The organism is Nocardia sp. NPDC058480 (assembly GCF_042720495.1).
Lineage (GTDB): Bacteria > Actinomycetota > Actinomycetes > Mycobacteriales > Mycobacteriaceae > Nocardia.
Genome location: NZ_JBHXMN010000005.1, coordinates 397,418 through 418,877 on the forward strand (window position 1 = coordinate 397,418; position 21,460 = coordinate 418,877).

23 protein-coding genes are annotated in these 21,460 nt (G+C 66.6%); 10 read left to right on the forward strand and 13 right to left on the reverse strand.

Going from position 1 to position 21,460, the window contains the following annotated elements:
• Positions 1-19 precede the first annotated feature (19 nt).
• Positions 20-1,234 carry a PE-PPE domain-containing protein gene (locus ACFWO8_RS16095; protein ID WP_378950661.1) on the forward strand — a complete coding sequence of 405 codons (1,215 nt, stop codon included), beginning with the start codon at positions 20-22 and terminating at the stop codon, positions 1,232-1,234.
• A gap of 31 nt (positions 1,235-1,265) precedes the next feature.
• On the opposite strand, the gene ACFWO8_RS16100 is transcribed toward ACFWO8_RS16095, so the two are convergent.
• Positions 1,266-1,652 carry a winged helix-turn-helix transcriptional regulator gene (locus tag ACFWO8_RS16100; protein ID WP_378950664.1) on the reverse strand — a complete coding sequence of 129 codons (387 nt, stop codon included), beginning with the start codon at positions 1,650-1,652 and terminating at the stop codon, positions 1,266-1,268.
• Between the two features lie 144 nt (positions 1,653-1,796).
• Here ACFWO8_RS16100 and ACFWO8_RS16105 point away from each other — a divergent pair, with 144 nt between their 5' ends.
• Entirely contained in the window at positions 1,797-2,465 is a 669-nt protein-coding gene (locus ACFWO8_RS16105; protein ID WP_378950667.1) for an SDR family NAD(P)-dependent oxidoreductase, read from the forward strand.
• A 176-nt stretch (positions 2,466-2,641) separates the two neighbouring features.
• Here ACFWO8_RS16105 and ACFWO8_RS16110 read toward each other — a convergent pair whose 3' ends face one another.
• A complete protein-coding gene (locus tag ACFWO8_RS16110; protein WP_378950670.1) occupies positions 2,642-3,091 on the reverse strand; it encodes a nitroreductase family deazaflavin-dependent oxidoreductase in 450 nt (149 codons plus the stop codon).
• Between the two features lie 36 nt (positions 3,092-3,127).
• A complete protein-coding gene (locus ACFWO8_RS16115) occupies positions 3,128-3,688 on the reverse strand; it encodes a TetR/AcrR family transcriptional regulator (protein ID WP_378950673.1) in 561 nt (186 codons plus the stop codon).
• Between the two features lie 88 nt (positions 3,689-3,776).
• Between ACFWO8_RS16115 and ACFWO8_RS16120 the strand changes: the two genes are divergently transcribed.
• Positions 3,777-4,238 carry a PaaI family thioesterase gene (locus ACFWO8_RS16120; protein ID WP_378950676.1) on the forward strand — a complete coding sequence of 154 codons (462 nt, stop codon included), beginning with the start codon at positions 3,777-3,779 and terminating at the stop codon, positions 4,236-4,238.
• An 11-nt stretch (positions 4,239-4,249) separates the two neighbouring features.
• On the forward strand, positions 4,250-6,511 hold the full coding sequence (locus ACFWO8_RS16125; RefSeq protein WP_378950679.1) for a molybdopterin-dependent oxidoreductase: 2,262 nt from the start codon (positions 4,250-4,252) through the stop codon (positions 6,509-6,511).
• Positions 6,512-6,524: 13 nt separating this feature from the next.
• Here ACFWO8_RS16125 and ACFWO8_RS16130 read toward each other — a convergent pair whose 3' ends face one another.
• Positions 6,525-7,610, reverse strand: coding sequence for a fatty acid desaturase family protein (locus ACFWO8_RS16130; protein ID WP_378950682.1), 1,086 nt, complete (start codon positions 7,608-7,610; stop codon positions 6,525-6,527).
• A gap of 236 nt (positions 7,611-7,846) precedes the next feature.
• Between ACFWO8_RS16130 and ACFWO8_RS16135 the strand changes: the two genes are divergently transcribed.
• Positions 7,847-8,107: a hypothetical protein gene (locus tag ACFWO8_RS16135; RefSeq protein WP_378950685.1), complete on the forward strand. Its 261-nt coding sequence runs from the start codon at positions 7,847-7,849 to the stop codon at positions 8,105-8,107.
• 4 nt (positions 8,108-8,111) lie between these two features.
• Here the strand turns inward: ACFWO8_RS16135 and ACFWO8_RS16140 are convergent, their stop codons facing one another.
• Positions 8,112-8,741 (reverse strand): hypothetical protein, encoded by a 630-nt coding sequence (locus ACFWO8_RS16140; protein WP_378950688.1) that lies wholly within the window; start codon positions 8,739-8,741, stop codon positions 8,112-8,114.
• Between the two features lie 300 nt (positions 8,742-9,041).
• On the opposite strand from ACFWO8_RS16140, the gene ACFWO8_RS16145 reads away from it, so the two are divergent.
• From ACFWO8_RS16145 to ACFWO8_RS16165, 5 genes are all read left to right on the forward strand, one after another.
• Positions 9,042-10,436, forward strand: a complete 1,395-nt coding sequence (locus ACFWO8_RS16145; protein WP_378950691.1) for a sensor histidine kinase — start codon at positions 9,042-9,044, stop codon at positions 10,434-10,436.
• Positions 10,437-10,462: 26 nt separating this feature from the next.
• Positions 10,463-11,104 (forward strand): LuxR C-terminal-related transcriptional regulator, encoded by a 642-nt coding sequence (locus tag ACFWO8_RS16150; RefSeq protein ID WP_378950953.1) that lies wholly within the window; start codon positions 10,463-10,465, stop codon positions 11,102-11,104.
• 70 nt (positions 11,105-11,174) lie between these two features.
• Complete coding sequence (locus tag ACFWO8_RS16155; protein WP_378950694.1) at positions 11,175-11,582, forward strand: hypothetical protein; 408 nt, start codon at positions 11,175-11,177, stop codon at positions 11,580-11,582.
• 202 nt (positions 11,583-11,784) lie between these two features.
• Positions 11,785-12,426 carry a LysE family translocator gene (locus ACFWO8_RS16160; protein WP_378950697.1) on the forward strand — a complete coding sequence of 214 codons (642 nt, stop codon included), beginning with the start codon at positions 11,785-11,787 and terminating at the stop codon, positions 12,424-12,426.
• 186 nt (positions 12,427-12,612) lie between these two features.
• Positions 12,613-13,080 (forward strand): NUDIX hydrolase, encoded by a 468-nt coding sequence (locus ACFWO8_RS16165; RefSeq protein ID WP_378950700.1) that lies wholly within the window; start codon positions 12,613-12,615, stop codon positions 13,078-13,080.
• A gap of 86 nt (positions 13,081-13,166) precedes the next feature.
• Here the strand turns inward: ACFWO8_RS16165 and ACFWO8_RS16170 are convergent, their stop codons facing one another.
• From ACFWO8_RS16170 to ACFWO8_RS16205, 8 genes are all read right to left on the reverse strand, one after another.
• Entirely contained in the window at positions 13,167-13,295 is a 129-nt protein-coding gene (locus ACFWO8_RS16170) for a hypothetical protein (RefSeq protein WP_378950703.1), read from the reverse strand.
• A 139-nt stretch (positions 13,296-13,434) separates the two neighbouring features.
• On the reverse strand, positions 13,435-14,133 hold the full coding sequence (locus tag ACFWO8_RS16175) for a TetR/AcrR family transcriptional regulator (RefSeq protein WP_378950706.1): 699 nt from the start codon (positions 14,131-14,133) through the stop codon (positions 13,435-13,437).
• A 13-nt stretch (positions 14,134-14,146) separates the two neighbouring features.
• Positions 14,147-16,309 carry a 3-hydroxyacyl-CoA dehydrogenase NAD-binding domain-containing protein gene (locus tag ACFWO8_RS16180; RefSeq protein ID WP_378950709.1) on the reverse strand — a complete coding sequence of 721 codons (2,163 nt, stop codon included), beginning with the start codon at positions 16,307-16,309 and terminating at the stop codon, positions 14,147-14,149.
• A 29-nt stretch (positions 16,310-16,338) separates the two neighbouring features.
• Positions 16,339-17,550 (reverse strand): acetyl-CoA C-acetyltransferase, encoded by a 1,212-nt coding sequence (locus tag ACFWO8_RS16185; RefSeq protein ID WP_378950714.1) that lies wholly within the window; start codon positions 17,548-17,550, stop codon positions 16,339-16,341.
• Between the two features lie 33 nt (positions 17,551-17,583).
• Entirely contained in the window at positions 17,584-18,360 is a 777-nt protein-coding gene (locus tag ACFWO8_RS16190; RefSeq protein WP_378950717.1) for an enoyl-CoA hydratase, read from the reverse strand.
• Positions 18,357-19,253: a 3-hydroxyisobutyrate dehydrogenase gene (mmsB, locus tag ACFWO8_RS16195; RefSeq protein ID WP_378950720.1), complete on the reverse strand. Its 897-nt coding sequence runs from the start codon at positions 19,251-19,253 to the stop codon at positions 18,357-18,359. Before mmsB ends, ACFWO8_RS16190 begins: the two co-directional genes overlap by 4 nt.
• Positions 19,250-20,320 carry an enoyl-CoA hydratase/isomerase family protein gene (locus ACFWO8_RS16200; protein WP_378950724.1) on the reverse strand — a complete coding sequence of 357 codons (1,071 nt, stop codon included), beginning with the start codon at positions 20,318-20,320 and terminating at the stop codon, positions 19,250-19,252. Before ACFWO8_RS16200 ends, mmsB begins: the two co-directional genes overlap by 4 nt.
• Entirely contained in the window at positions 20,317-21,456 is a 1,140-nt protein-coding gene (locus ACFWO8_RS16205) for an acyl-CoA dehydrogenase family protein (RefSeq protein WP_378950727.1), read from the reverse strand. The genes ACFWO8_RS16200 and ACFWO8_RS16205 overlap by 4 nt, the downstream gene beginning before the upstream one ends.
• Between the last annotated feature and the right edge of the window lie 4 nt (positions 21,457-21,460).

Here is a 21,460-nt window from a genome sequence, read left to right on the forward strand (position 1 = left end):
TCCTATCGAAGGGTAGTCGATGACGCAGGCGTTAGCTTTCGGCACGGCGGCACTGGCCGCGACGACGGCACTGATCGTTCCGGGGACCGGCACCAGCAACCCCGAGATGGCGCACAACTTCGAAAGCAATGCGTATCAGAACTTCATCGCCCCCGGCGCGGAAGGCTGCACCGACAACGACTGTCCCGGCGTCACCTTTGTTCCCGTCCCGTACGACGCCGCGCTCTGGCCGCTCATCTCGTCGAAAGGCCCCGAAGCGTCGTCCGCGAAGTGGGACACCTCGGTGGTCGACGGTGTGACGAACCTCGACACGATCGCGACGCGACAAATGAATGCACAGCCGAGCGGCGCCATCGTCATCTTCGGATACTCGCAGGGCGCGACAGTGGCCGGCGCGGAGAAGGCAGCCTTGACCGACCTGTCGCAGCAGGACAAGGACCGGCTGTCGTTTGTGCTCATCGCGAATCCGAACCGCCCCAACGGTGGAATCATCGAACGGCCGGTGCGTTTCGGTGGCATACCGATCGTCGACATGACCTTCGGGCCGCCCACCCCTACCGATACCGGCATCGAGACGACCGATATCGCGATGCAGTACGACGGCATTTCGGACTTCCCGGCGTATCCACTCAATGTGCTCGCCGACGCGAATGCCCTGATGGGCACCCTCCTGATCCACCCCTCGTATTTGCAGCCCAAGGGCAACGGCGCGGGGAGCGCACCCAAGGCAGGCGCGGCTGTTTACGGATATCCGGGCCGAACCGATTACATCGCGCAACAGGACTGCGACCTGCATCCCGAGAACTGCCAGAACCACGGCGACACGACCTACATTTCGATACCCAACCCGGAAGGAACGCTGCCGCTGCTGTATCCGCTGCGCGCACTCGGGAAGCACACGAACACCGCGGCAGTGACAGAGCCCGCCGCCGCCCTGATCGAGCCGACACTGCGGGTACTGATCGAAACGGGATACGACCGCACGGACTACGCGACGCCAACGCCATTGCAGTTCGACCAACCGCTGAACCCGGAGAAGACCGCCCGCCTACCGGTCGACCTTCCCGTTGCGTTCGAGCAGGGGATCGCCGACGCCGCAGCGGTGATCGAGAACCCGTCCCACCATGCGGACCGGACGCTATCGCTGGAATCAGTACTTGCCAACGCCGACGATCTCCTACCTCCGAACCCGGTAGCTCCCGTCATCCGAGACTTTTTCGCCCCTACTGGCTAGGGGGTGTCCGACAACCCACGGGGAGTCGTGGTCATGCCTGCTCTTCGACCTGGGCGTCGTAGGCTGCGCGAGCGGAGTCGATGTCATCGACGGTGGTGAAAGCCCAACTGATCAACGGCTGGACGGCTAGACGCAGACTGTGCCCGGTCTCGGTCAGCGCATAGGTGACCTGCGGCGGCACCGTGGGGGTCACTGTGCGCGTGACCAGTCCGTCGCGCGCGAGGCGACGCAGGGTCACGGTGAGCATGCGCTGGCTGATCCCGACTACCACCCGCCGGGCCTGACTGAACCGCAACGGGCCTTGCCCTAAAGCGGCCACGACGTACAGCGACCACTTGTCCGAGACCAAGTCCAGGACCTCGCGAGCCCTGGCCGCGCCCTGGCCGCAGATCGGGTCGAGTTCGTCGTTGACCTGCATGGTTACCTCCGGAGAACCACGGCACCCGAAAGTGCCTACTTGACCATCAGGATGTGGTTATCCAAAGTTACCAAGGAATCACTAGTAACTGCCGGTTTCAGTCCCGTCCAGGGAAGATGCCGTCTTTCTCGAGGAGTTCTCTTCATGCCTACTATCGCTGTCGTCGGCGCCGGGCCCGGCATGGGCCTGGCCATCGCCCGCACCTTCGGCTCCCACGGATTCGACGTAGCCCTGCTTTCCCGCAGCCAGGCCAACCTCGACACTCGGGTCGCGACTCTGGCCGCTGAAGGCATCACCGCCAGCGGCTTTGCGGCCGACGTCCTGGATACCGATTCTTTAACCGGCGCCATCGAGGCCGCGGCGGAGCACTTCGGTGGGATCGACGTGCTCGAGTATTCCCCGGGCGGGCCCGAGCCGAAGTTCGTCACGCCCAGCAGGCTCACCGCCGCGGATGTGGAGCTGCAGATGCGGTACCTGGTCTACGGCGCGATCGCAGCCACTGGCGTGGTGCTGCCCGCGATGCGGCAAGCCGGTACGGGCACACTGCTGTTCACCACCGGGGCCGGGTCGGTGGATCCCACCCCGATGCTCGGTGACATCAACACCGCCGGTGCGGCCCTGCGCTCGTGGGTGCTGAACTTGCACAAGGAGCTCGAGCCCGAGGGCATTCAGGCCGCGCATGTAGCGATCGGGGCATGGATCGGCGACCGTGCTCCGGAGGGCACGCCCAGCGCCTCTGCCGACCAGATCTCGCCGCTGTACTGGGACCTGCATGTCCAGCGCGACCAGGCCGAGAAGATCTTCACCCCCTGACCCTGCATGACCCGAACCGGCGCATCCCGTCCTGGATGAAGGAATTGCTTTGTGAACGTTGCCTTGTGGATCGTGGCCGTGATCATGGCCCTGGCCAACTGACCACCTGATCGGCGGCCGTGCCTTGCCGAGTGGGACATGCCCTAGGCCCGCTCCTTGATCTGTCTCAGCGCCGATCAGTTGTCGCTGAAGGTGATTCGGACGGAGATCGGTGCACTCTGCAGTGCCCGGAAGGTGGCGGCGGTCAATCCGGCGAAAGCGGGATGCGACGCGAAGGTGCGCGCACGAGCGTCGACATCGTCGTCAGGCACCAACTGCGCGGTACCGGTGCGCCAGCGGCCGGCCTGCCGAATTCGCACCTGCGGGTCGGCGGTGATGTTGGCGGTCCACCCGGAGCGGGTGCCGTGCTGGGAGATCACCCAGGCGCCGGACTCGTCGAAGGCCGCGGCGATCGGGACCAGGCGAAGTGCACCGCTCTTTCGCCCGGTCGTTTCCAGTTCGGTAGCGAGCGCGGTGTCGATCCCGACGCGGCGCAGCGCACGCACGGTGGGGTTGGCGATGTAGCGTCCCACGCCACGCTCGAAAAGAAACTTGCGCCGGGCGCGCTGGTCGATCTGCTCGGTCATCGTTGTAGGCCTCTCTGATCTAGGTGCGGAGAACTTTCAGAGTTCGAGAAGTTTGACGAGGTTGGTGCCCGCGTCATCGAGCGGCTGAAGAGATTTCGCGCTCCGACATTGGATGATCGCGCCTTCGATCGTGCTGACGATGACGCTGCTGATCGACGCGGCCGCGGCCGAGTCCGTGCCCGTCGATATCAGGTAGTCGGCCAGTCGACGGGTCCAGTCGGCGAAAACAGTGGCCGACGCCGCTTGCACGGTCGGCGAGTCGCTGCGCGCGGCGGCCACGATCGGGCAGCCGGCGGTGAACGACGAAGTCTCGAGTACCCGCTTCCAGACTCCCACGAGTCCGACAACGACTTCCGCCGGTGACGACGATTCGGTGACCAGTGCCTCGATCGTCGCACCGAGCTGCTGCCCCGCGTGGAGAGTGGCCTGCTCCATGAGTTCGCTCTTGCCGCCGGGGAAGTGCAGATATATCGAGCCTCGGGCGGTCTTGCTGTGCGCGAGCAGGTCGGTCAGTCCGGTCGCCGCGACGCCATGTTCACGCATCATGAGAATCGCGCTGCGGATGAGACGTTCTCGTGGCCCCGCCACTGTGTTCATCGGCAACCCTTCGCCATAGACCGATCAGTTCATCATACGGTATCGTCACCGAGGATAGAACGATCGGTCTATCGAGTGAGAGGGCAAGATGACAACCGCGACGCACAACCCCGAAACACCGGATTTCGCCACCATGAGCGGCCTCGAACTGCTGCGAGCGGCGAGCACGATGCCCGATCGAGCCGGAATCGGCACGCTGCTCGGGATGCAGGTCGAGGAACTGGAATTCGGCCGGGTGTCGTTCAGTCTCGTCACGCGTCCCGATTTCGCGAACCCGCTCGGCACCACCCACGGCGGTATCTGCGCGACCTTGCTGGACTCGGTGATGGGTTGCGCGGTGCATACCGCGCTGGACGCGGGAGTCGGATACGGCACGTTGGAGCTGAAGGTCAACTACATCCGATCGGTCCCGATCGACGGCCGCCGCCTCATCGGCACCGGCACGACGCTACATGTCGGCCGCACCACCGCGACAGCCGAAGGCAAGGTGTTCGACGAGGCAGGCAAACTCGTCGCCCACGCCACCACCACCTGCATCATTCATCGCTGACGGGTGAGTCGATGCCGGTCGAGGAGGCTCCCGTGACAAGCGCCAGCGAGGAATGGCAGGCCAGCGCCTGCATTCTGTGCGAGAACAACTGCGGAATCACCGTCAAGGTCGAAGGACGGCGATTCGCGAAAATCCGTGGCGACAAGGCCCATCCCGCGTCCGCCGGGTACACCTGCAACAAGGCGTTGCGGCTGGACCATTATCAGAACGGCGGCGCCCGGATCACCGCACCGCTGCGCCGGGAGCACGACGGCACCTACACCGAGATCAGCTGGGATGTCGCGATCACCGAGATCGCCGACCGACTGCGCGCGGTGCGCGACACCCACGGTGGGGAATCGATCTTCTTCTACGGTGGCGGCGGGCAAGGCAACCACCTGGGCGGCGCATACAGCGGCGCGTTGCTGCGGGCCGTCGGCGGGCGTTATCGCTCCAACGCGCTCGCCCAGGAAAAGCTCGGCGAGGCATGGGTCGATGCCCATCTCACCGGCGGACACACACACGGCGACTTCGAACACGCGCAGGTCAGCGTATTCGTCGGCAAGAATCCGTGGCAGTCGCACGGCGTTCCGCGCGCCCGCACCGTACTCCAGAACATCGCCAAGGATCCCGCGCGCACCATGATCGTGCTCGACCCGGTGCGCACCGAAACCGCCGACCTCGCCGACATCCACCTGCAGATCAAACCGGGCACCGACGCCTGGTGTCTGGCCGCGATCCTCGGTGAGATCGTTCAGCAAGATCTGATCGACCACGAGTTCCTGACCGCGCACACGACCGAGGCCGAGCCGGTGCTCGCCGCCCTGCGCGCCGTCGACGTCGACGCGTATGCCCACCTGAGCGGCGTCGATCCCGCATCCGTCCGCAGAGCCGCGCAGTTGATCGGGACCGCCGAGAGCGTGTCGACCTACGAGGACCTGGGTGTGCAGCAGAGTCCGAACAGCACCCTGGTGTCGTACCTGAACAAACTGACCTGGTTGCTCACCGGGAACTTCGCCGCACGCGGCACCATGCAGATGCACTCGTGGTTGGCGCCACTGATCAACTATTCGCTGAAGACGAAGACCACGCCGGTGACAGCAGCGCCGATGCTCGGCGGCATCGTGCCCTGCAATGTCATCGCCGAGGAGATTCTCACCGACCATCCGAAGCGGTTCCGCGCGATGATCGTCGAGTCGTCGAATCCCGCGCATTCCCTGGCGGATTCGCAGCGCTTCCGTGCGGCGTTCGACTCTCTCGAACTGAGCGTTGTCATCGATGTCGCGATGACCGAGACCGCTCGTCGCGCCCACTATGTTCTTCCGGCTGCGAGCCAGTTCGAGAAGTGGGAAGCGACCTTCTTCAACCTCGAATTTCCGGTCAATACCTTCCAGCTTCGCGCCCCGCTGCTCGAGCCACTGCCCGGTACGCTGGCCGAACCGGAAATCTACGCCCGCATCATCCGTGAGCTCGGCGTCGCCAGCCCGCTGTCGTTGTCGGTATTGAGGGGCGCCCTGCGCCTCGGCCGCAAAGCCTATGGGCTGACATTTCTGGCGTTGCTCAAACTGGACCGGAAGGCAGCAGGCCTGGCCCCCTACCTGCTCTACGAAACGCTCGGCCCGACTTTGCCCGGCGGGGCACGCGCAGCAGCGGTGCTGTGGGCACTGGCGCAAGGCGTTGCGCGTCGGCACCCACAATCGATGCGCCGCGCCGGGCACGCGGACCCCGAAGCGCTGTTCACCGCGATGCTCTCCGAGCGATCCGGCGTCCATATCACCGTCGACGAACTCGACGGCGGCAGCTGGACCTACGTCCCCGAAGACAATCGGCCGATCCCCCTGTCCATCACTCCGTTGCTCGAATCCCTGCGCGGTCTCGACCGCATGGAATGGGCGCACACCAGCGGCGAATACCCCTTCGTGCTCTCCGCGGGCGAGCGCCGCGCGTTCACCGCGAACACGATCTTCCGTGACGACAGCTGGCGGCGCCGCGACGCCACCGGCGCGTTGCGTATCAGCCCCGCCGATGCCGAGCGCCTCGGATTGGCCGACGGCGGGCGAGCACTGATCACCACCAACCGCGGCTCCGCTACCGCGACAGTCGAACTCAACGACCGAATGCAGGACGGCCATATCTCCCTGCCCAACGGTTTCGGGCTCGATCTCCCCGGAAGTGACCAGCGCACCGGCGTAGCGCCCAACGACCTCACCGACCTGCGACGCCGCGATCAGTTCTCCGCCACCCCCTGGCACAAACACGTCCCCGCCCGGGTCGAACCCGTTCCGCACACGTAGCCAGGGGCCGTATTCAACGATTACGTTGCGGCACTTCGGCATCCGAGTGCTGATCGGGTCGGCGCAATGGGGCGCCGACGTGGTGCAGGTGGGTCAGGGCCTCGCGGTACGAGGAGATCAGACCGGTTTCGTGGTACGGCACGCCGATTTCGGCGCAGTAGTCGCGGACGATCACCTGGGCGTGGCGCAGGTTCGGTGTCGGCATGCTCGGGAACAGGTGGTGCTCGATCTGATAGTTGAGTCCGCCGAGGGCAAGGTCGGTCAACGGTCCGCCGCGCACATTGCGGGAGGTGAGGACCTGGCGACGGAGGTAGTCGGGGCGGTCGTCGCCGGTCAAGGTCGGCATGCCCTTGTGGTTCGGGGCGAAGATGCAGCCCATGTACAGGCCGAAAAGACCCTGGTGAACAGCGAGGAACACGAGCGCTTTGTCGGCGGGCAGAACCGCGAACAGCGCGGTCAGGTAGAGGGCGAAGTGCCCGAACAGCAGCGCACCTTCCCATCCACGGTGTTTGACCGAGCGGTTCCTGAGCGCGCGGACACCGGCCACATGGAGGTTCAGGCCTTCCAACAGCAGCAGCGGGAAGAACAAGTACGCCTGCGCCCGCCCGATGAGACGGGGCAGACCGTGGCTGGACCGTGCCTGCTGCTGCGACCAGACCAGGATGTCGGGCGCGACATCGGGATCGAGCTCCTCGTGGTTCGGGTTGGCGTGGTGACGGGTGTGCTTGTCCTGCCACCAGCCGTAGCCGAGGCCGATGCCCGCGTTCCCGGCGATTCGTCCCACGAGCTCCGTCGGCTGTCGTAACCGGAAGACCTGGCGGTGCGCGACATCGTGCATCACGAGTGCGACCTGCGCGAACGTCACGGCCATGAACGCCGCGACCAGCAGCGTCCACCACGAATCGCCGATGAGTACGAACGCCGCCCAGCCGCCCACGAACGCGATCCCGACGAGACTGAGCCGCACGGCGTAGTAGACGGGGCGTCGGCCCATCAGCCCCGCGTCGGAGATTCGACGCAACAGGCGGGCGTAATCGCCGTCGGCGCCGCGCCGCGGTGACCGTGGAGATGGCCCGGGGACCAGAGCAGATGTCGTCATGCCCCGAAGCTATCGGCCGGATTCTCGTCGGCCGTAATCCCTTGGTATGAGATGGAATCGGACTGCGGGGTGATTTCTGATCTCCAGCGAGGACCCGCACATCACCGGCACTCGAGTTCACGTGCGCGAATCCGAGGGTTCGAACATGACGATCGTGGGTAAAAAGATCTCGATGCTGTTCGCGAATCCGGCGGACAACAACGTCCTAGCAGGCGTTTCACAGTGTGGAGAACAGGTTGCTGAAACTGATCGAGCTCATACGCAGACCGGCGCAGTCGACGATCCCGACCGAGCCCCCCACCTCGGCCGGGTCGCTGCGGGCAGGCGACATCGTGCTCACCGCCAAGCGCAGCTACCGGGTGGTCAGCACGAGCTTCGCCGACGACGCGCGCCGCGCCGGTCGTGTCGTCGCCGACACGGTCGACCTGGTCAGCGGCAGGCTGCGCGTGCTCGACTTCCCCAGCGCCGACACGATGGTCACCGTCAAAACGGCATAGTCCGTCAGACGGGCCGATGCCGGATGTCGGTGGGGTGATGCAGGCGGCGGGTCGCTGAACGCTTGCCGTCAGCGGGAACCACCTCCTCCTCGACCACCCGGCGCTGATCGGTGCCGACGACACGCGTGCGTTCGACGAAGGCGATGTCCCTGGCACTGCGCACCGACAGTCGTCCCAGCGAGCTCGCGGCGAAGAACAGGATCAGCGCGCCGAGCCCGTAGAAGAATGTGAGCTGCAGCAGCGCACGCTTCAGATCCGAGGTGGCGACCGGCTCACCGATGTCGCCGAGTCGCAGCAGCGCGGCCAGGAACGGCCCGATCACGAACCACACACCCGCTGCCACCGCCAGCCAGCCGCCGAAACTGGCGACCACCCGGTTCCGGCTCATCAGCATGAGCAACCCACCGATTATCGCGACCACACCCGGCAGCACCTGGAGCCAGCCGCGAGCCGCCGTCCACACCCAGGCCTCGTCAGGGGTGTACGCGAAATCGAAATACGGACCGATGAACGGGATGAGTGCGCCCCAGATCCCGAGGAGCAACACCACCAGCCCGCCCAGCGCGCCCCTGCTACGCGGAATACGCATCCGTCCGCCCGCCCCGGTCGAGACTTTCTCCTCGAAATCCACCATGACGCCTCCGATCATCGAGAACAGAAGTAGGTAGCGCTTACCCCTGCCGCTACCGAATACGCACCGGATTCGAAATCACCCGATGCGTAACTCAGCGTCGTCCGATCTCGGTTTCGTCGAAGAATCTCGAGATCTGCTCGATGACGGGGAGTGTCGATCCTCGCTGGACCCGCATTAATACACGGGCGCGAAAGATCCGGTCAGCCGTTCGATCACCCTCGAGCCGGTGTAGCTCGCCACACCATCGACTCGGTGGACAGCTCGATCGAATTTCCGCGCCGCGACGACAACCATGGAGTCATGACCGAGACACCAGTCGAGCCGACCTTCGTGGTCGACATAGCCGGCGAACCGACCGCGCACGATGAACCGAGTCGCCCGTCGCCGCGCCGGACCGGCCCGCTCGCCGCGGTGCTGCGCGCGCCGATCGAGGCCAGGACCTGGAAGGAGCTCGCCTACCTGGTCCTGTCGTTCGTACTCGGCTGCGTTGCCGTGTGCTACCTGTTCTTCGGGTTCGGCGGGGGGCTGTACGCATCGATCCTCCTCATCGGTATTCCGTTGCTCGCGGCAGTTCTGCTCGGCGGACGGATGTGGGGCCGGATCTATCGGTTCCTCGGCCGTGAACTGCTCGGCGCCCAGGTGGAATCGCCACCGGAATTCATCAGGGCGAGCGGCTTGTTCGGCTTCCTGAAGAGCGCGTTCACCGATCGGCCGAGCTGGCGGGCCGTGCTGTTCCTGATCGCGCAGTCCGTGCTCGGCGTGGCGGTCGGCTACGTCGTGCTCGTGGTGATCGCGATGGTCGGGTTCACGGCGATCTCGCCCATCCCGTGGGTGCTCTTCGATCCGATCCAGGTGGACGACAATGGCGTCGAGCACCACAGTCTCGCCCAGTTCGGTTCGTTCTACATCGACACTTGGCCGCGGGCGCTCGCGCTGTCCGGTATCGGTCTCGTGCTGTGTTTCGCGCTGCCGTGGCTGGTCCGGAGCGTCTGCTGGCTGCATCGGATGCTGATCGTCCACCTGCTGGCGGCGACACCGCGCGACCGGCAACTGGCGGAACTGCGGGCCAGCAGACGGGCCGCGGTGGACGATGCGACCGCCACCCTGCGCCGGGTCGAGCGCGACCTGCACGACGGCACGCAGGCGCGGCTGGTCACCATCGCCATGGCGCTGGGCAGGGCCGAAGAACGCCTGGCCGCGGGCGGCGACGCCCGCGACCTCATCGCCGAGGCGCGCGCCAACTCCAAAGAGGCGCTGACCGAACTGCGCGAACTGGTACGCGGCATCCATCCACCCGCGCTCGAGCTCGGCCTCGGCCCGGCGCTCGAGACGCTCACCGCCCGCTGCGCGGTGCCGGTCGACCTGCGTGTGCACATCCCCCAGCGGCCGAGCCCGGCCATCGAGGCGATCGCCTACTTCTCCGTCGCCGAGCTACTCACCAATGTGGTCAAACACGCGCACGCGAACCGGGCCACGGTGTCGGTGCTGCCCGACAGCGTGCGATCCATCGCGGTCACCGTGTGGGACAACGGAATCGGCGGCGCGCCCCGGCCCGGCACCCACACCATGACCGGCAGCGGGTTGGCCGGGCTCGCCGCCCGTGCTCTCGCCGTCGACGGCACACTCACCGTCGACAGCCCCGCCGGCGGGCCTACCGTGGTGACCATGATCCTGCCGAACGAGGGCCCGCAGTGACCGCGGGCGGTGCCCCGCACAGACCCCTGCGAGTGGTGATCGCCGAGGACAGCGCCATCCTCCGCGACGGGCTGGCCGGGCTGCTCACCGAACGCGGACACGAGGTGGTGGCGATGGTCGGCGACGCGACATCGCTGAGCGAGGTGGTCGGCGTCCACCAACCCGATGTCGCGGTGGTGGATGTGCGGATGCCGCCCAGCTTCACCGACGAGGGCCTGCTGGCAGCCATCGAACTGCGCAGGAAGCATCCGGGCACCGGCGTACTCGTGTTCTCACAATGGATCGAAACCCGTTACGCGACAGAACTTCTCGCTGCCGGAGCGAGCGGCGTCGGCTACCTCCTCAAAGACCGCGTCGCCGACGTCGGTGACTTCGTCGACGCACTACACCGGGTCGCCACCGGTGGCACCGCACTCGACCCCGAGGTGGTGAGTCAGCTGATGGGTGCGTCTCGGCAACAGGATTCACTCACCCGCCTCACCCCGCGCGAACGAGAGGTGCTCGAACTGATGGCCCAGGGACTCACCAACAACGCCATCGCGACCTCGCTCACCGTCACCGAGCGGGCGGTCGAGAAGCACATCGGCAACATCTTCACCAAACTCGATCTGCCACCGTCGGATACGCGCCACCGCAGGGTGCTGGCGGTGCTGCGACTCAAAGGGTGAACCACAGAACACATTCCCCGCATCAGCGCGGCCTCACCGGCATACGCTCCTCATCAGGGAGGAACCAACCATGGCCAGCCGCAAACGCACCGTCATCGCTTCCGAAGTCCAGGATGTTCTCAACTACTTCGGCAGATGCCCGATCTGTGACTATCCGGCTCAGGCATGGCACCTCACCGCCCAGTTCGACGACGGCGTAGTCGAGAGCCAGACCATCGCCGCCTGCGGTGGCTGGTGCGGATGGAAAGGCCCCGTGAGCCCGACCACCATGACCGGCGAAACCGCAGTATTGACCCACGAAAGCGGATGCTCAACGCCCCCGCGGCGACAACAACCTCCGGCTCGCCCGATGAAGGCGCTCCTCGACTCAGGGGCAGGCGGCATCGCGTCCCTCGACGTGGAGGTCCTGTCACCTGAACCGGGTTCGATGGACTTCGCGATGCTCTCGGATCCGACTGCGCCCACCAACTCGGCCTGACCACCAGCGGCACCAACGTCCACGCGTAGCGCGCAAAAGAAGTGGCGCGACAGGACATCGTTGATAGAGAAGGGGCCATGGTCGACTACGTGGACTCTGTGATGCCCGGACTATGCCTGGATGACCCGGCAGAGGCCCGCGGACGAATGCGCGAGTACGGAGAAGAACGCGGAATCACCATCGGCGGGTAGGAGAGGCCACCATGACAGCCCCGACTCTGGCGGCATTCGCCGGACTCTGCCTGCTACTTGCCATCACCCCGGGACCAGACACTTTTCTTGTGCTGCGCTACTCCTTTTCCGGTGCGCGCCTAGGTGTCGCCGCCGCAGCGGGGTCCGGTCTCGGATCGTTGGTGTGGGCCGGTGCGGTCGCTGTGGGACTCGCGGCGCTGCTCACCGCATATCCGACCGCGTTGCTGGCGCTGAAGATCATCGGCGGCATTTACCTGATCTACTTGGGAATCAGCGGATTCATACACCGCAACACGATCATGCCTGTCGATGCAGAACCGGATGTTGCTGGCGCCGAACAGAAGTCAGGGCCCACAACGACAACAGCGTTTCGTGATGGCGTCGTCTCCTGCCTACTGAACCCGAAAGTCGGCCTGTTCTTCCTCGCCGTCGTTCCTCAGTTCGCGCCCGTCGGGTCCTCGGCGGTGAGCGTGACGATGGTTCTGGGCGCGATCGATGGAGTCGTCGCGTTCGTTTGGCTGCTCTTGGTCTCTGTCGTCGCGGCCCGCGCTGTCCATTGGCTACGTCGGCCCCGGGTCGGGCAAACACTGACGAAGTTGAGTTCGGCAGCGTTGGCCGCCATGGGTGTAGCCACACTGACCGTGCGGACATGAACGTGGACACCGCATATCGGTGCCAGGACAGCACGACATCAGGTGGCGGGAGTGGCCGCCCGGACAGCGCACGATCTTCGGCTAGGAGGACGGCATCTTCGACTCGGGCGTGGCGCGACCTCGTCACCGACCGCACGGACCTCGTCGTCGCCGAGCAACCCCGATGGCGGGATTACAGTTCAGTGGATGAGTTTCAGAATCGCGGCCTACGCCGTCTGCCTCGAACAGGGGCGGGTGCTGCTCACTCGTCACGTGGCGGCAAGCGGCGAAACCACCTGGACACTTCCAGGCGGTGGGGTAGAGCATGCGGAGGATCCCTTCGATGCGGTGACCCGGGAGCTCGCCGAGGAGACCGGCTATCTCGGGGTTGTCGAACGCCTGCTGGGCGTGGATTCGAGGGTGATTTCCGCAGCCGTTGCCCACGCGGGAGTCGAGCATCAGAACGTTGGAATCTTCTACCGCGTCCGAGTCACCGGTGGTCGGCTCCGGGCCGAACTGAACGGGGCAACTGTCGAGCCGACCTGGACTCCGATCGGCGAGGTGACTTCTCTGCGCCGATCATCGCTTGTCGATAACGGCCTGGCTCTGGCACAGACCCTTCCGGCAACCGGTCACGTCACGACCACTCCGGTCGGCGGTTTGATCCAGCACTGAGCACCGGCGGCACGGCCTCGAGCCCATCGAGCGGTACAACGACCATGGTGGCGGCCAGGTCGTTGATCACAGCGCAGCGGTCGGCGTCACTCTCCCCCGGTCGGCGCCGTCGCGGCGACATGACCGACGATGCCCTTGGCGATGGAGCCGGTGACCCGGTCGGTCACCGCGCTCGTCGAACGCAACAGCAGTTGCAGGGCGGGCTTGCCCTCCACGGCGAAGGTCCATGTCAGCCGGTTCCCGTGGCGGTTGGTGCCAGTTCGATGTCCTCGGCGAAGCGGAGTCCGGGGATCGAGGCGGCGTCGACGGTAAAGGTCATGCGCCGCTGGTCATCCCAGCGGTAGAAACGTTCGGTCAGCGCGGCGATGCGTCCGAGGGTCGGTGTACTTCCTGTTGTCGATCCACTGTCGATAATCCGTTCCAGCACAGGGCGGACGCGGTATCCACCGCGTCTGTTTTCGGGATCGGCCGCCCGGCCTCCAGCCAGTGGCCTGCCGCGAGGCGGCTGAGGCCGACCAGTCCCCAGGCGTGGATGTCGGCCCTGGTCGCGTCCACGCCCGCCGCCCGCAGTTCAGCACTCACCAGGACGGCGCATTCGCGCATCGCGTTGCGCACCCGCCATTCGACGCACGGTTCGCTGGGCACCGCAGATTCGAACACCAGCAGATACCCGCCGAGGTCGTGTTCGACGAAGTCGAAATAGGCCTGCACGGCGCCACGGACCCGGCCGCGCGGCTCGGTGTCCGCTGCGAGAGCGGCCCGGACACCGTCGACCATCCGGTCCAGATGAAGTTGCAGCACAACGAGATACAGGTCCAGCTTGCTCGCGAAGTGCGCGTAGAGCACCGGTTTGCTGATCCCGGACCGTGCGCAGATCTCGTCCATCCTGGCACCGTGATACCCGTTGGCGACGAAGACCGCTTGCGCGGCGACCAGCATCGTCTGCCGCCGGTGGGCCCGCGCGACGGGCCCACGAAGGTCGGCGGCAGAGCTGGCCGATCCCCCGGCACCCGGGGTCACCGGGTGCCGGGTGTCGCCGCGCATCGTCGTCATCGAAGACCGGTACTCAACCGAGTGTTGCGCCGGCCGCGGCCTTGGTGCGCAACGACTCCGGAACGTCGAAGCGTTCGCCATAGGCCGCGCGTAGCTGGTCTGCCCGCGCGACGAATCCGGCGAGGCCGCCCTCGTACTGGTTGATGTACTGGATGACACCACCGGTCCAGGCGGGGAAGCCGATGCCGAAGATCGATCCGATGTTCGCGTCCGGCACAGTGCGGAGCACACCCTCGTCGAAACACCGCACGGTGTCGAGGGATTCGGCGAACAGCATCCGTTCCTGCATGTCGATGAACGGGATGTCGTGGTCGCGGGTGTACTTCTCGGCCAGTCCCGGCCACAGGCCGAGCTTCTTGCCGTCGGCGTCGTAGTCGTAGAAGCCGCGGCCTTCGAGCCTGCCCGGCCGGTCGAAGTCGTCGACCATCGCGTCGACGAGCGGGTAAGCCTTCGAATCGGTCCAGTCGCGGCCCTCGGCGAGCAGGTTCTCCTTCAGGCTGCGCCGGATCTTCTGGGCCAGTTTCATATTGATCTCGTCGGCCAGTGCGAGCGCGCCGACCGGGTAGCCCGCCTGAGTGGCCGCCTGCTCGACACTGGCGGGGTGCACACCCTCGGCGACCAGCGCGATGGCCTCGTCCATGAACTGGCCGATGACCCGGCTGGTGAAGAAGCCGCGACTGTCGTTGACCACGATCGGGGTCTTCTTGATGGCGAGGGTGTAATCGATGGCGCGAGCGATCGCTTCGTCGCTGGTCTGGTCGCCGACGATGATCTCGACCAGCGGCATCTTGTCCACCGGCGAGAAGAAGTGCAGGCCGATGAAGTCCGCGGGCCGCGCCACGCCGGTGGCGAGGTCGGTGATCGGCAGGGTGGAGGTGTTGGAGCCGAGCAGGGCATCCGGGTTCACCAGCGCCTCGATCTCGCCGAACACCTTCTTCTTCAGGCCCGGGTCCTCGAACACCGCCTCGACGACGAAGTCGCAGCCCGCGGCGTCGGCCGGATCGGCACTCGGGTGGATGCGGCCGAGGATCTCGTCGTACTTGTCCTGGGTGAGCGCGCCCTTGCGCAGCGCCTTGTCGAGCAGCTTGCGCGCGTAACCTTTACCGCGCTCGGCCGCCTCGATGGTGACGTCCTTCAGCACGACCTGCATGCCGGCGCGGGCCTGCACATAGGCGATGCCCGCGCCCATCATGCCCGCGCCGAGCACGAGGACCTTCTCCGGCGTGCGCACGGGGAAGCCTTCGGGGCGGCTGCCGCCCTTGTTGATCGTGCCCAGATCGAAGAACAGGGACTTGATCATGTTGGTCGAGACCTGGCCGCAGATCAGCTTGGTGCAGTAGCGGGTCTCGATGGCGAAGGCGGTGTCGATGTCGACCTGCGCGCCTTCGACCGCCGTCGCCAGCACCGCGATCGGCGCGGGCATCGGCGCACCCTTGAGCTGCTTGCGCACATTCGCCGGGAACGCGGGCAGGTTGGCCGCCAGCGCCGGGCTAGACGGGAGGCCGCCGGGGATCTTGTAGCCCTTCACATCCCACGGCTGGGCCGCTTCGGGGTTGGCCGCGATCCAGGCGCGGGCCTGCGCGAACATCTCCTCGCGGGTGGCGGCGACCTCACCGATGATCCCGACCTGCAACGCCTTTGCGGGTTTCATCCGCTGGCCCTGTCCGACGACATTGAGTACGGCGTTGGTGATGCCGAGCAGCCGCACGGTCCGGGTGACACCGCCCGCACCGGGCAGCAGCCCGAAGGTGACCTCCGGCAGGCCGAGCAGGCTGCCCTTGGCGTCGAGCGCGATCCGGTGGTGGGCGGCGAGCGCGACCTCGAAGCCGCCGCCGAGTGCGGTGCCGTTGATCGCGGCGACCACCGGCTTGCCCAGCGTCTCGAGGCGACGGAACGCGGCCTTGTAGGTGTCGAGACCGAGCGCGATGTCCGGTGCGGTCTCGGGTGTCGCGTTCATCAGCAGGTTCAGGTCGCCACCGGCGAAGAACGTGTCCTTGCCGGAGGTGAGGATGACGCCGTCGAAGGTGTCCTTCTCCGCCTCGAGCCGGTCGACGGTCGCGGTGAGGTCGCGCGCGAACGCCTCGGTCATGGTGTTCGTCGACTGATTCGGGTCGTCGATGGTGAGCACGAGCACCCGGTCGGTGCCCAGCTCCCAGGCAATCATGTTCTCGCTCATGGTCTTTCCTCTGTATCCGGGTCCGGCGCTCAGACGCGCTCGATGATGGTGGCGATACCCATGCCGCCGCCGATGCACAACGTGATCAGCGCGCGGCGCGCTCCCCGGCGCTCCAGCTCGTCGACCATGGTCCCGGTGATCATGGCGCCGGTGGCGCCCAGCGGGTGGCCCATGGCGATGGCGCCGCCGTTGACGTTGATCTTCTCGTCGGGCACGCCGAGCTTCTTCTGGAAGTTCAGCACCACCGAGGCGAAGGCCTCGTTGAGTTCGAACAGGTCGATGTCGTCGACGGTGAGTCCGGCCACGGCCAGGGCCTTTTCGGTCGCCGGGACCGGTCCGGTCAGCATGATCGTGGAGTCGCTGCCGCTGACGGCGGAGGCGATGATCCTGGCGCGCGGGGTGAGACCCGCTGCGCTGCCCGCGGATTCGCTGCCGATGAGCACCAGCGCCGAGCCGTCGACGATGCCGGAGGAGTTGCCGGCGTGGTGTACGTGGTTGATCTTCTCGATGTGGTGGTAGCGCTGCAGGGCGACGGCGTCGAAGCCACCCATCTCCCCCATCGCCGCGAACGACGGCGTCAGCCCGGCCAGGCTGTCCACGGTGGTGCCAGGCCGCATGAACTCGTCGTGGTCGAGCAGCACCGCGCCGTTGATATCGCGCACCGGGACAACAGATTTGGCGAAGTAGCCGCCCGACCAGGCCGCGGCCGCCTTCTGCTGCGACCGCACCGCGAAGGCGTCGACGTCCTCGCGGGTGAAACCCTCGATGGTGGCGATCAGGTCGGCGCTGACACCCTGCGGCACGAAGTAGGACTGGTAGTTCGTGATCGGGTCGAGCGCCCACGCGCCGCCGTCGGAGCCGAGCGGAATCCGCGACATCGATTCCACGCCACCGGCGATGACGAGCTGCTCCCACCCCGATCGCACCTTCTGCGCGGCGGTGTTGACCGCTTCCAGGCCCGAGCCGCAGAACCGGTTGAGCTGCACGCCGGCGACGGTGTCGGGCAGTCCGGCCGCGATCGCGGCGGTCTTGGCGATGTCGGCGCCCTGGTCGCCCACCGGGGACACCACTCCGAGCACGATGTCGTCGATCGCGGCCGGATCGAGTTCAGGATGGCGGGTCTTCAGTTCGTCGATGAGTCCGACCACCAGGTCGAGCGGCTTGACGCCGTGCAGGGCGCCGGTCTTCTTGCCGCGGCCGCGCGGGGTGCGGATCGCGTCGTAGATGTATGCCTCGGTCATGGTTCCTCGAAGAGTGTGTCGGGTGATGCAAGATCAGCGATGGGTGAAGCGCGGTGGCCGCTTGTCGACGAAGGCGCTCATACCTTCGGTCTGGTCCTCGATCGCGAACAGCGAGTGGAAGACCCTGCGCTCGAAGCGGATTCCCTCGGCGAGGGTGGTCTCGAAGGACCGATTCACCGCTTCCTTGGCGATCATGGTGACCGGCAACGACTTCGCCGCGATGGTCTCGGCCACCTCGGCCGCGGCATCGAGCAGGTCGTCGGCGGGCACGATGCGCGAGACGAGGCCGGCGCGCTCGGCTTCCTCGGCGCCGATGGTGCGTCCGGTCAGCACCATGTCCATCGCCTTGGCTTTACCCACCGCGCGGGTGAGTCGCTGGGAGCCGCCGATGCCGGGGATCACGCCGAGTTTGATCTCGGGCTGACCGAATTGCGCGGTGTCGGCGGCGATCAGGATGTCGCAGAGCATGGCGAGCTCGCAGCCGCCGCCCAGCGCGTATCCCGCGACCGCGGCGATGGTGGGCTTGCGGAACTGCGCGAGGCGGTCCCAGCGGGCGAAGAAATCGTCCATGAACATGTCCATGTACGACTTGGGCTGCATCTCCTTGATGTCGGCGCCCGCCGCGAAAGCCTTGGCGGAGCCGGTGATCACGACCGCGCCGACCTCGTCGTCACGACCGAGTTCGTCGAGCGCGCCGACGATGTCGTCGAGTACCTGGGTGTTGAGTGCGTTGAGCGCCTTGGGCCGGTTCAGCGTGATCCAGCCGACGCGGTTCTTGGTCTCGACCAGGATCGTTTCGTAGTCGCTCACGCGGTGGCCTCGCCGGATCGGTCGCGGATGTCGGTGACGATGGCGGAGAAGTCGCGGTGTGCGTCGGTCTGGTTGAACCGCGCGTAGATCGCGGCAGCGAGTTCGCCGAGCTGTCCGTCGATCCCGTTGGCCTGCAACGCGTTCGCGGCCAGGGTGAGATCCTTCGACATCAACGCAGTAGCGAAGCCGGGCAGGTAGTCGTTGTTGGCCGGGCTGGTCGGCACCGGGCCGGGCACCGGGCAGTAGCTGGTCAGTGCCCAGCTCTGGCCCGACGCGGTGGACACCACGTCGAAGAACGACTGGTGGCTCAGGCCGAGCTGCTCACCGAGCACCAGCGCCTCCGACAGCCCGATCATGGAGATCCCGAGCAGCATGTTGTTGCAGATCTTGGCGGCCTGACCGACCCCGGCGTCGCCGCAGTGCACGACCTTGCCGCCCATCACCGCGAGTACCTCGCTCGCGTCGGCGAAGTCGGCGGCCGCGCCGCCCACCATGAAGGTGAGGGTGCCCGCGGTGGCGCCGGCGACACCACCGGAGACCGGCGCGTCCAGGGGGCGGTGGCCCGCCGTGACAGCCAGTGCCGCAGCTGCTTTCGCATCGGCGACGTCGATGGTCGAGCAGTCGATGAACAGGGTGCCGGACGTGGCGGCGGGCAGCAGTTCGGCGTAGACGTCGAGGACGAGTTTGCCGTTGGGCAGCATGGTGATGACCACGTCACGGTCGGCGGCGGCCTCGGCGGCGGTGGCCACCACCCTCGCGCCGTCGGTGCGGGCCTGCTCCTGCGCGGCGGGCACCGGGTCGAAGGCGAGCACTTCGTAGCCCGCCCGCACCAGGTTCGCCGCCATCGGGCCGCCCATGTGGCCGAGCCCGAGGAAACCGATCTTCTTGCTCATCGCTGCGCCTCCGCTGTCGTCGAACCCAGTTCCGCCGCACCCAGATCGGCGAAGTACACCGCCACCTGATCGTCGGTCACCTCGGCGAGCGTCGCCGGCCGCCACTGGGGATTGCGGTCCTTGTCGATCACCTGGGCGCGGATGCCCTCGACCAGGTCGTGTGAACCGAGCGCGGCGACCGAGACCCGGTATTCCTCGTCGAGCACCGCCTCCAGGCTCGTCAGTTCGCGGGCCGCGCGCAGCGACCGCAGCGTGACCTTCAGCGCCACCGGCGATTTGGCCAGCAGATCACCGGCGGCCTTGGCGGCATCGGGTGACTCGTGCGCCTGCAACCCGGCCGCGATCTCCTCGACGGTGTCCGCGCCGTAGCAGGCATCGATCCAGCTCTGCTGGGCGAGCAACTCCGAATCCGGTGCGGCCGTGGCGAACTGCGCGATCGCCTCGTCGGCGCTCGCCGTGCGCAGCGCGTCGAGCAAAGCGTCGAGATCGCCAGAAGGCACGTAGTAGTCGGCGAAGCCGGCGGCGATCGCATCGCCCGCGCCCATGCGCGCGGTGGTCAACGCGACGTGGGTGCCGAGTTCACCGGGCGCGCGCGAAAGCAGGTACGTGCCGCCGACGTCGGGGATGAAACCGATACCGACCTCGGGCATCCCGATCTTGGACCGTTCGGTGACGACGCGGTGGCTGCCGTGCCCGGACAGGCCGACCCCGCCGCCCATCACGATGCCGTCCATGATCACCACATACGGCTTGGGATAGCTGCCGATCAGCGCGTTGAGGTGGTACTCGTCGCGCCAGAACCGCCCGGTCGGCGAATCGGCGCCCGCCGTACCGCCTTTCGCGTCGGCGTGGATGGCCACGATGTCGCCGCCCGCGCAGAGCCCGCGCTCGCCCGCGCCGGTGACCACGACGGTGCGCACCGCGTCGTCGTCGGCCCAGGACCGCAGCGCGTCGGTGATGGCAAGGGTCATCGCGTGATTGAGCGCGTTGATGGCCTTGGGCCGATTCAGGGTGATCAGGCCAAGACCGTCACGAACGGTGATCAGGACTTCGGGCTCGTCGGTCATGCTGCTCCGATCAGTGAGCGGGCGACGACCACCCGCATGATTTCGTTGGTGCCCTCGAGGATCTGGTGCACTCGCAGGTCGCGCACGATCTTCTCCAGGCCGTATTCGTGCAGGTAGCCGTAGCCGCCGTGCAATTGCAGTGCCTTGTTGGCGACCTCGAAACCGGTGTCGGTGGCGAATCGCTTGGCCATCGCGCACAGGGCGACCTTGTCCGGTGCGTCGGCGTCGAGCGCGGCGGCGGCCCGCCACAGCAGGGTCCGCGCGGCCTCCAGCTCGGTGCCCATATCGGCCAGCTCGAACTGCAGAGCCTCGTTGCGCACCAAGGGTTTACCGAAGGCGTGCCGTTCGGTGAGGTAGCGCACCGTCTTGTCGAGCGCGGCCTGCGCGCCGCCGATCGAGCAGGCGGCGATATTGAGCCGGCCGCCGTTGAGTCCGTTCATCGCGATCGAGAATCCGTCGCCCTCCTCGCCGAGGCGGTTGGCGACCGGCACCCGGGCGCCGTCGAGGATCACCTGCCGGGTCGGCTGGGCATTCCAGCCCATCTTCCGTTCGTTCGGCCCCACTGTCAGACCCGGTGTGTCGGCCGGGACGATCAGCGCCGAGATGCCGCGCGGGCCGTCCCCGCCGGTGCGCACCATCATCACGTACACATCGTTGGCGCCGGCGCCGGAGATGAATTGCTTGGCGCCGGTGAGGATGTAGTCCTCGCCGTCGCGAACGGCCTTGGTGCTCAAGGCCGCCGCGTCGGACCCGACGCCCGGTTCGGTGAGCGCGTAACTGCCGAGCAGCTCCATCGACGCCATCCCCGGCACCCACCGGTGCCGCTGCTGCTCGGTGCCGTAGGCATCGATCATCCAGGTCGCCATGTTGTGGATCGAGATGTACGCCGACACCGAAGGGCATCCGGTGGAGAGCTGTTCGAAGATCCGGACCGCGTCGAGCCTGCGCAGTTCGGACCCGCCGACGTCGCCGCGCACCGAGATGCCGCCGAGCCCGAGCGGGCCTGCCTTGCGCAGCACATCGACCGGAAAGTGTTTGCGCTCATCCCAATCCAGCGCGTTCGGCGCCAGGAACTCGTCGGCGAACTGGCGCGCGGTCTCACCGATCGCGCGCTCGTCCTCATCGAGGGTGAACATCGCC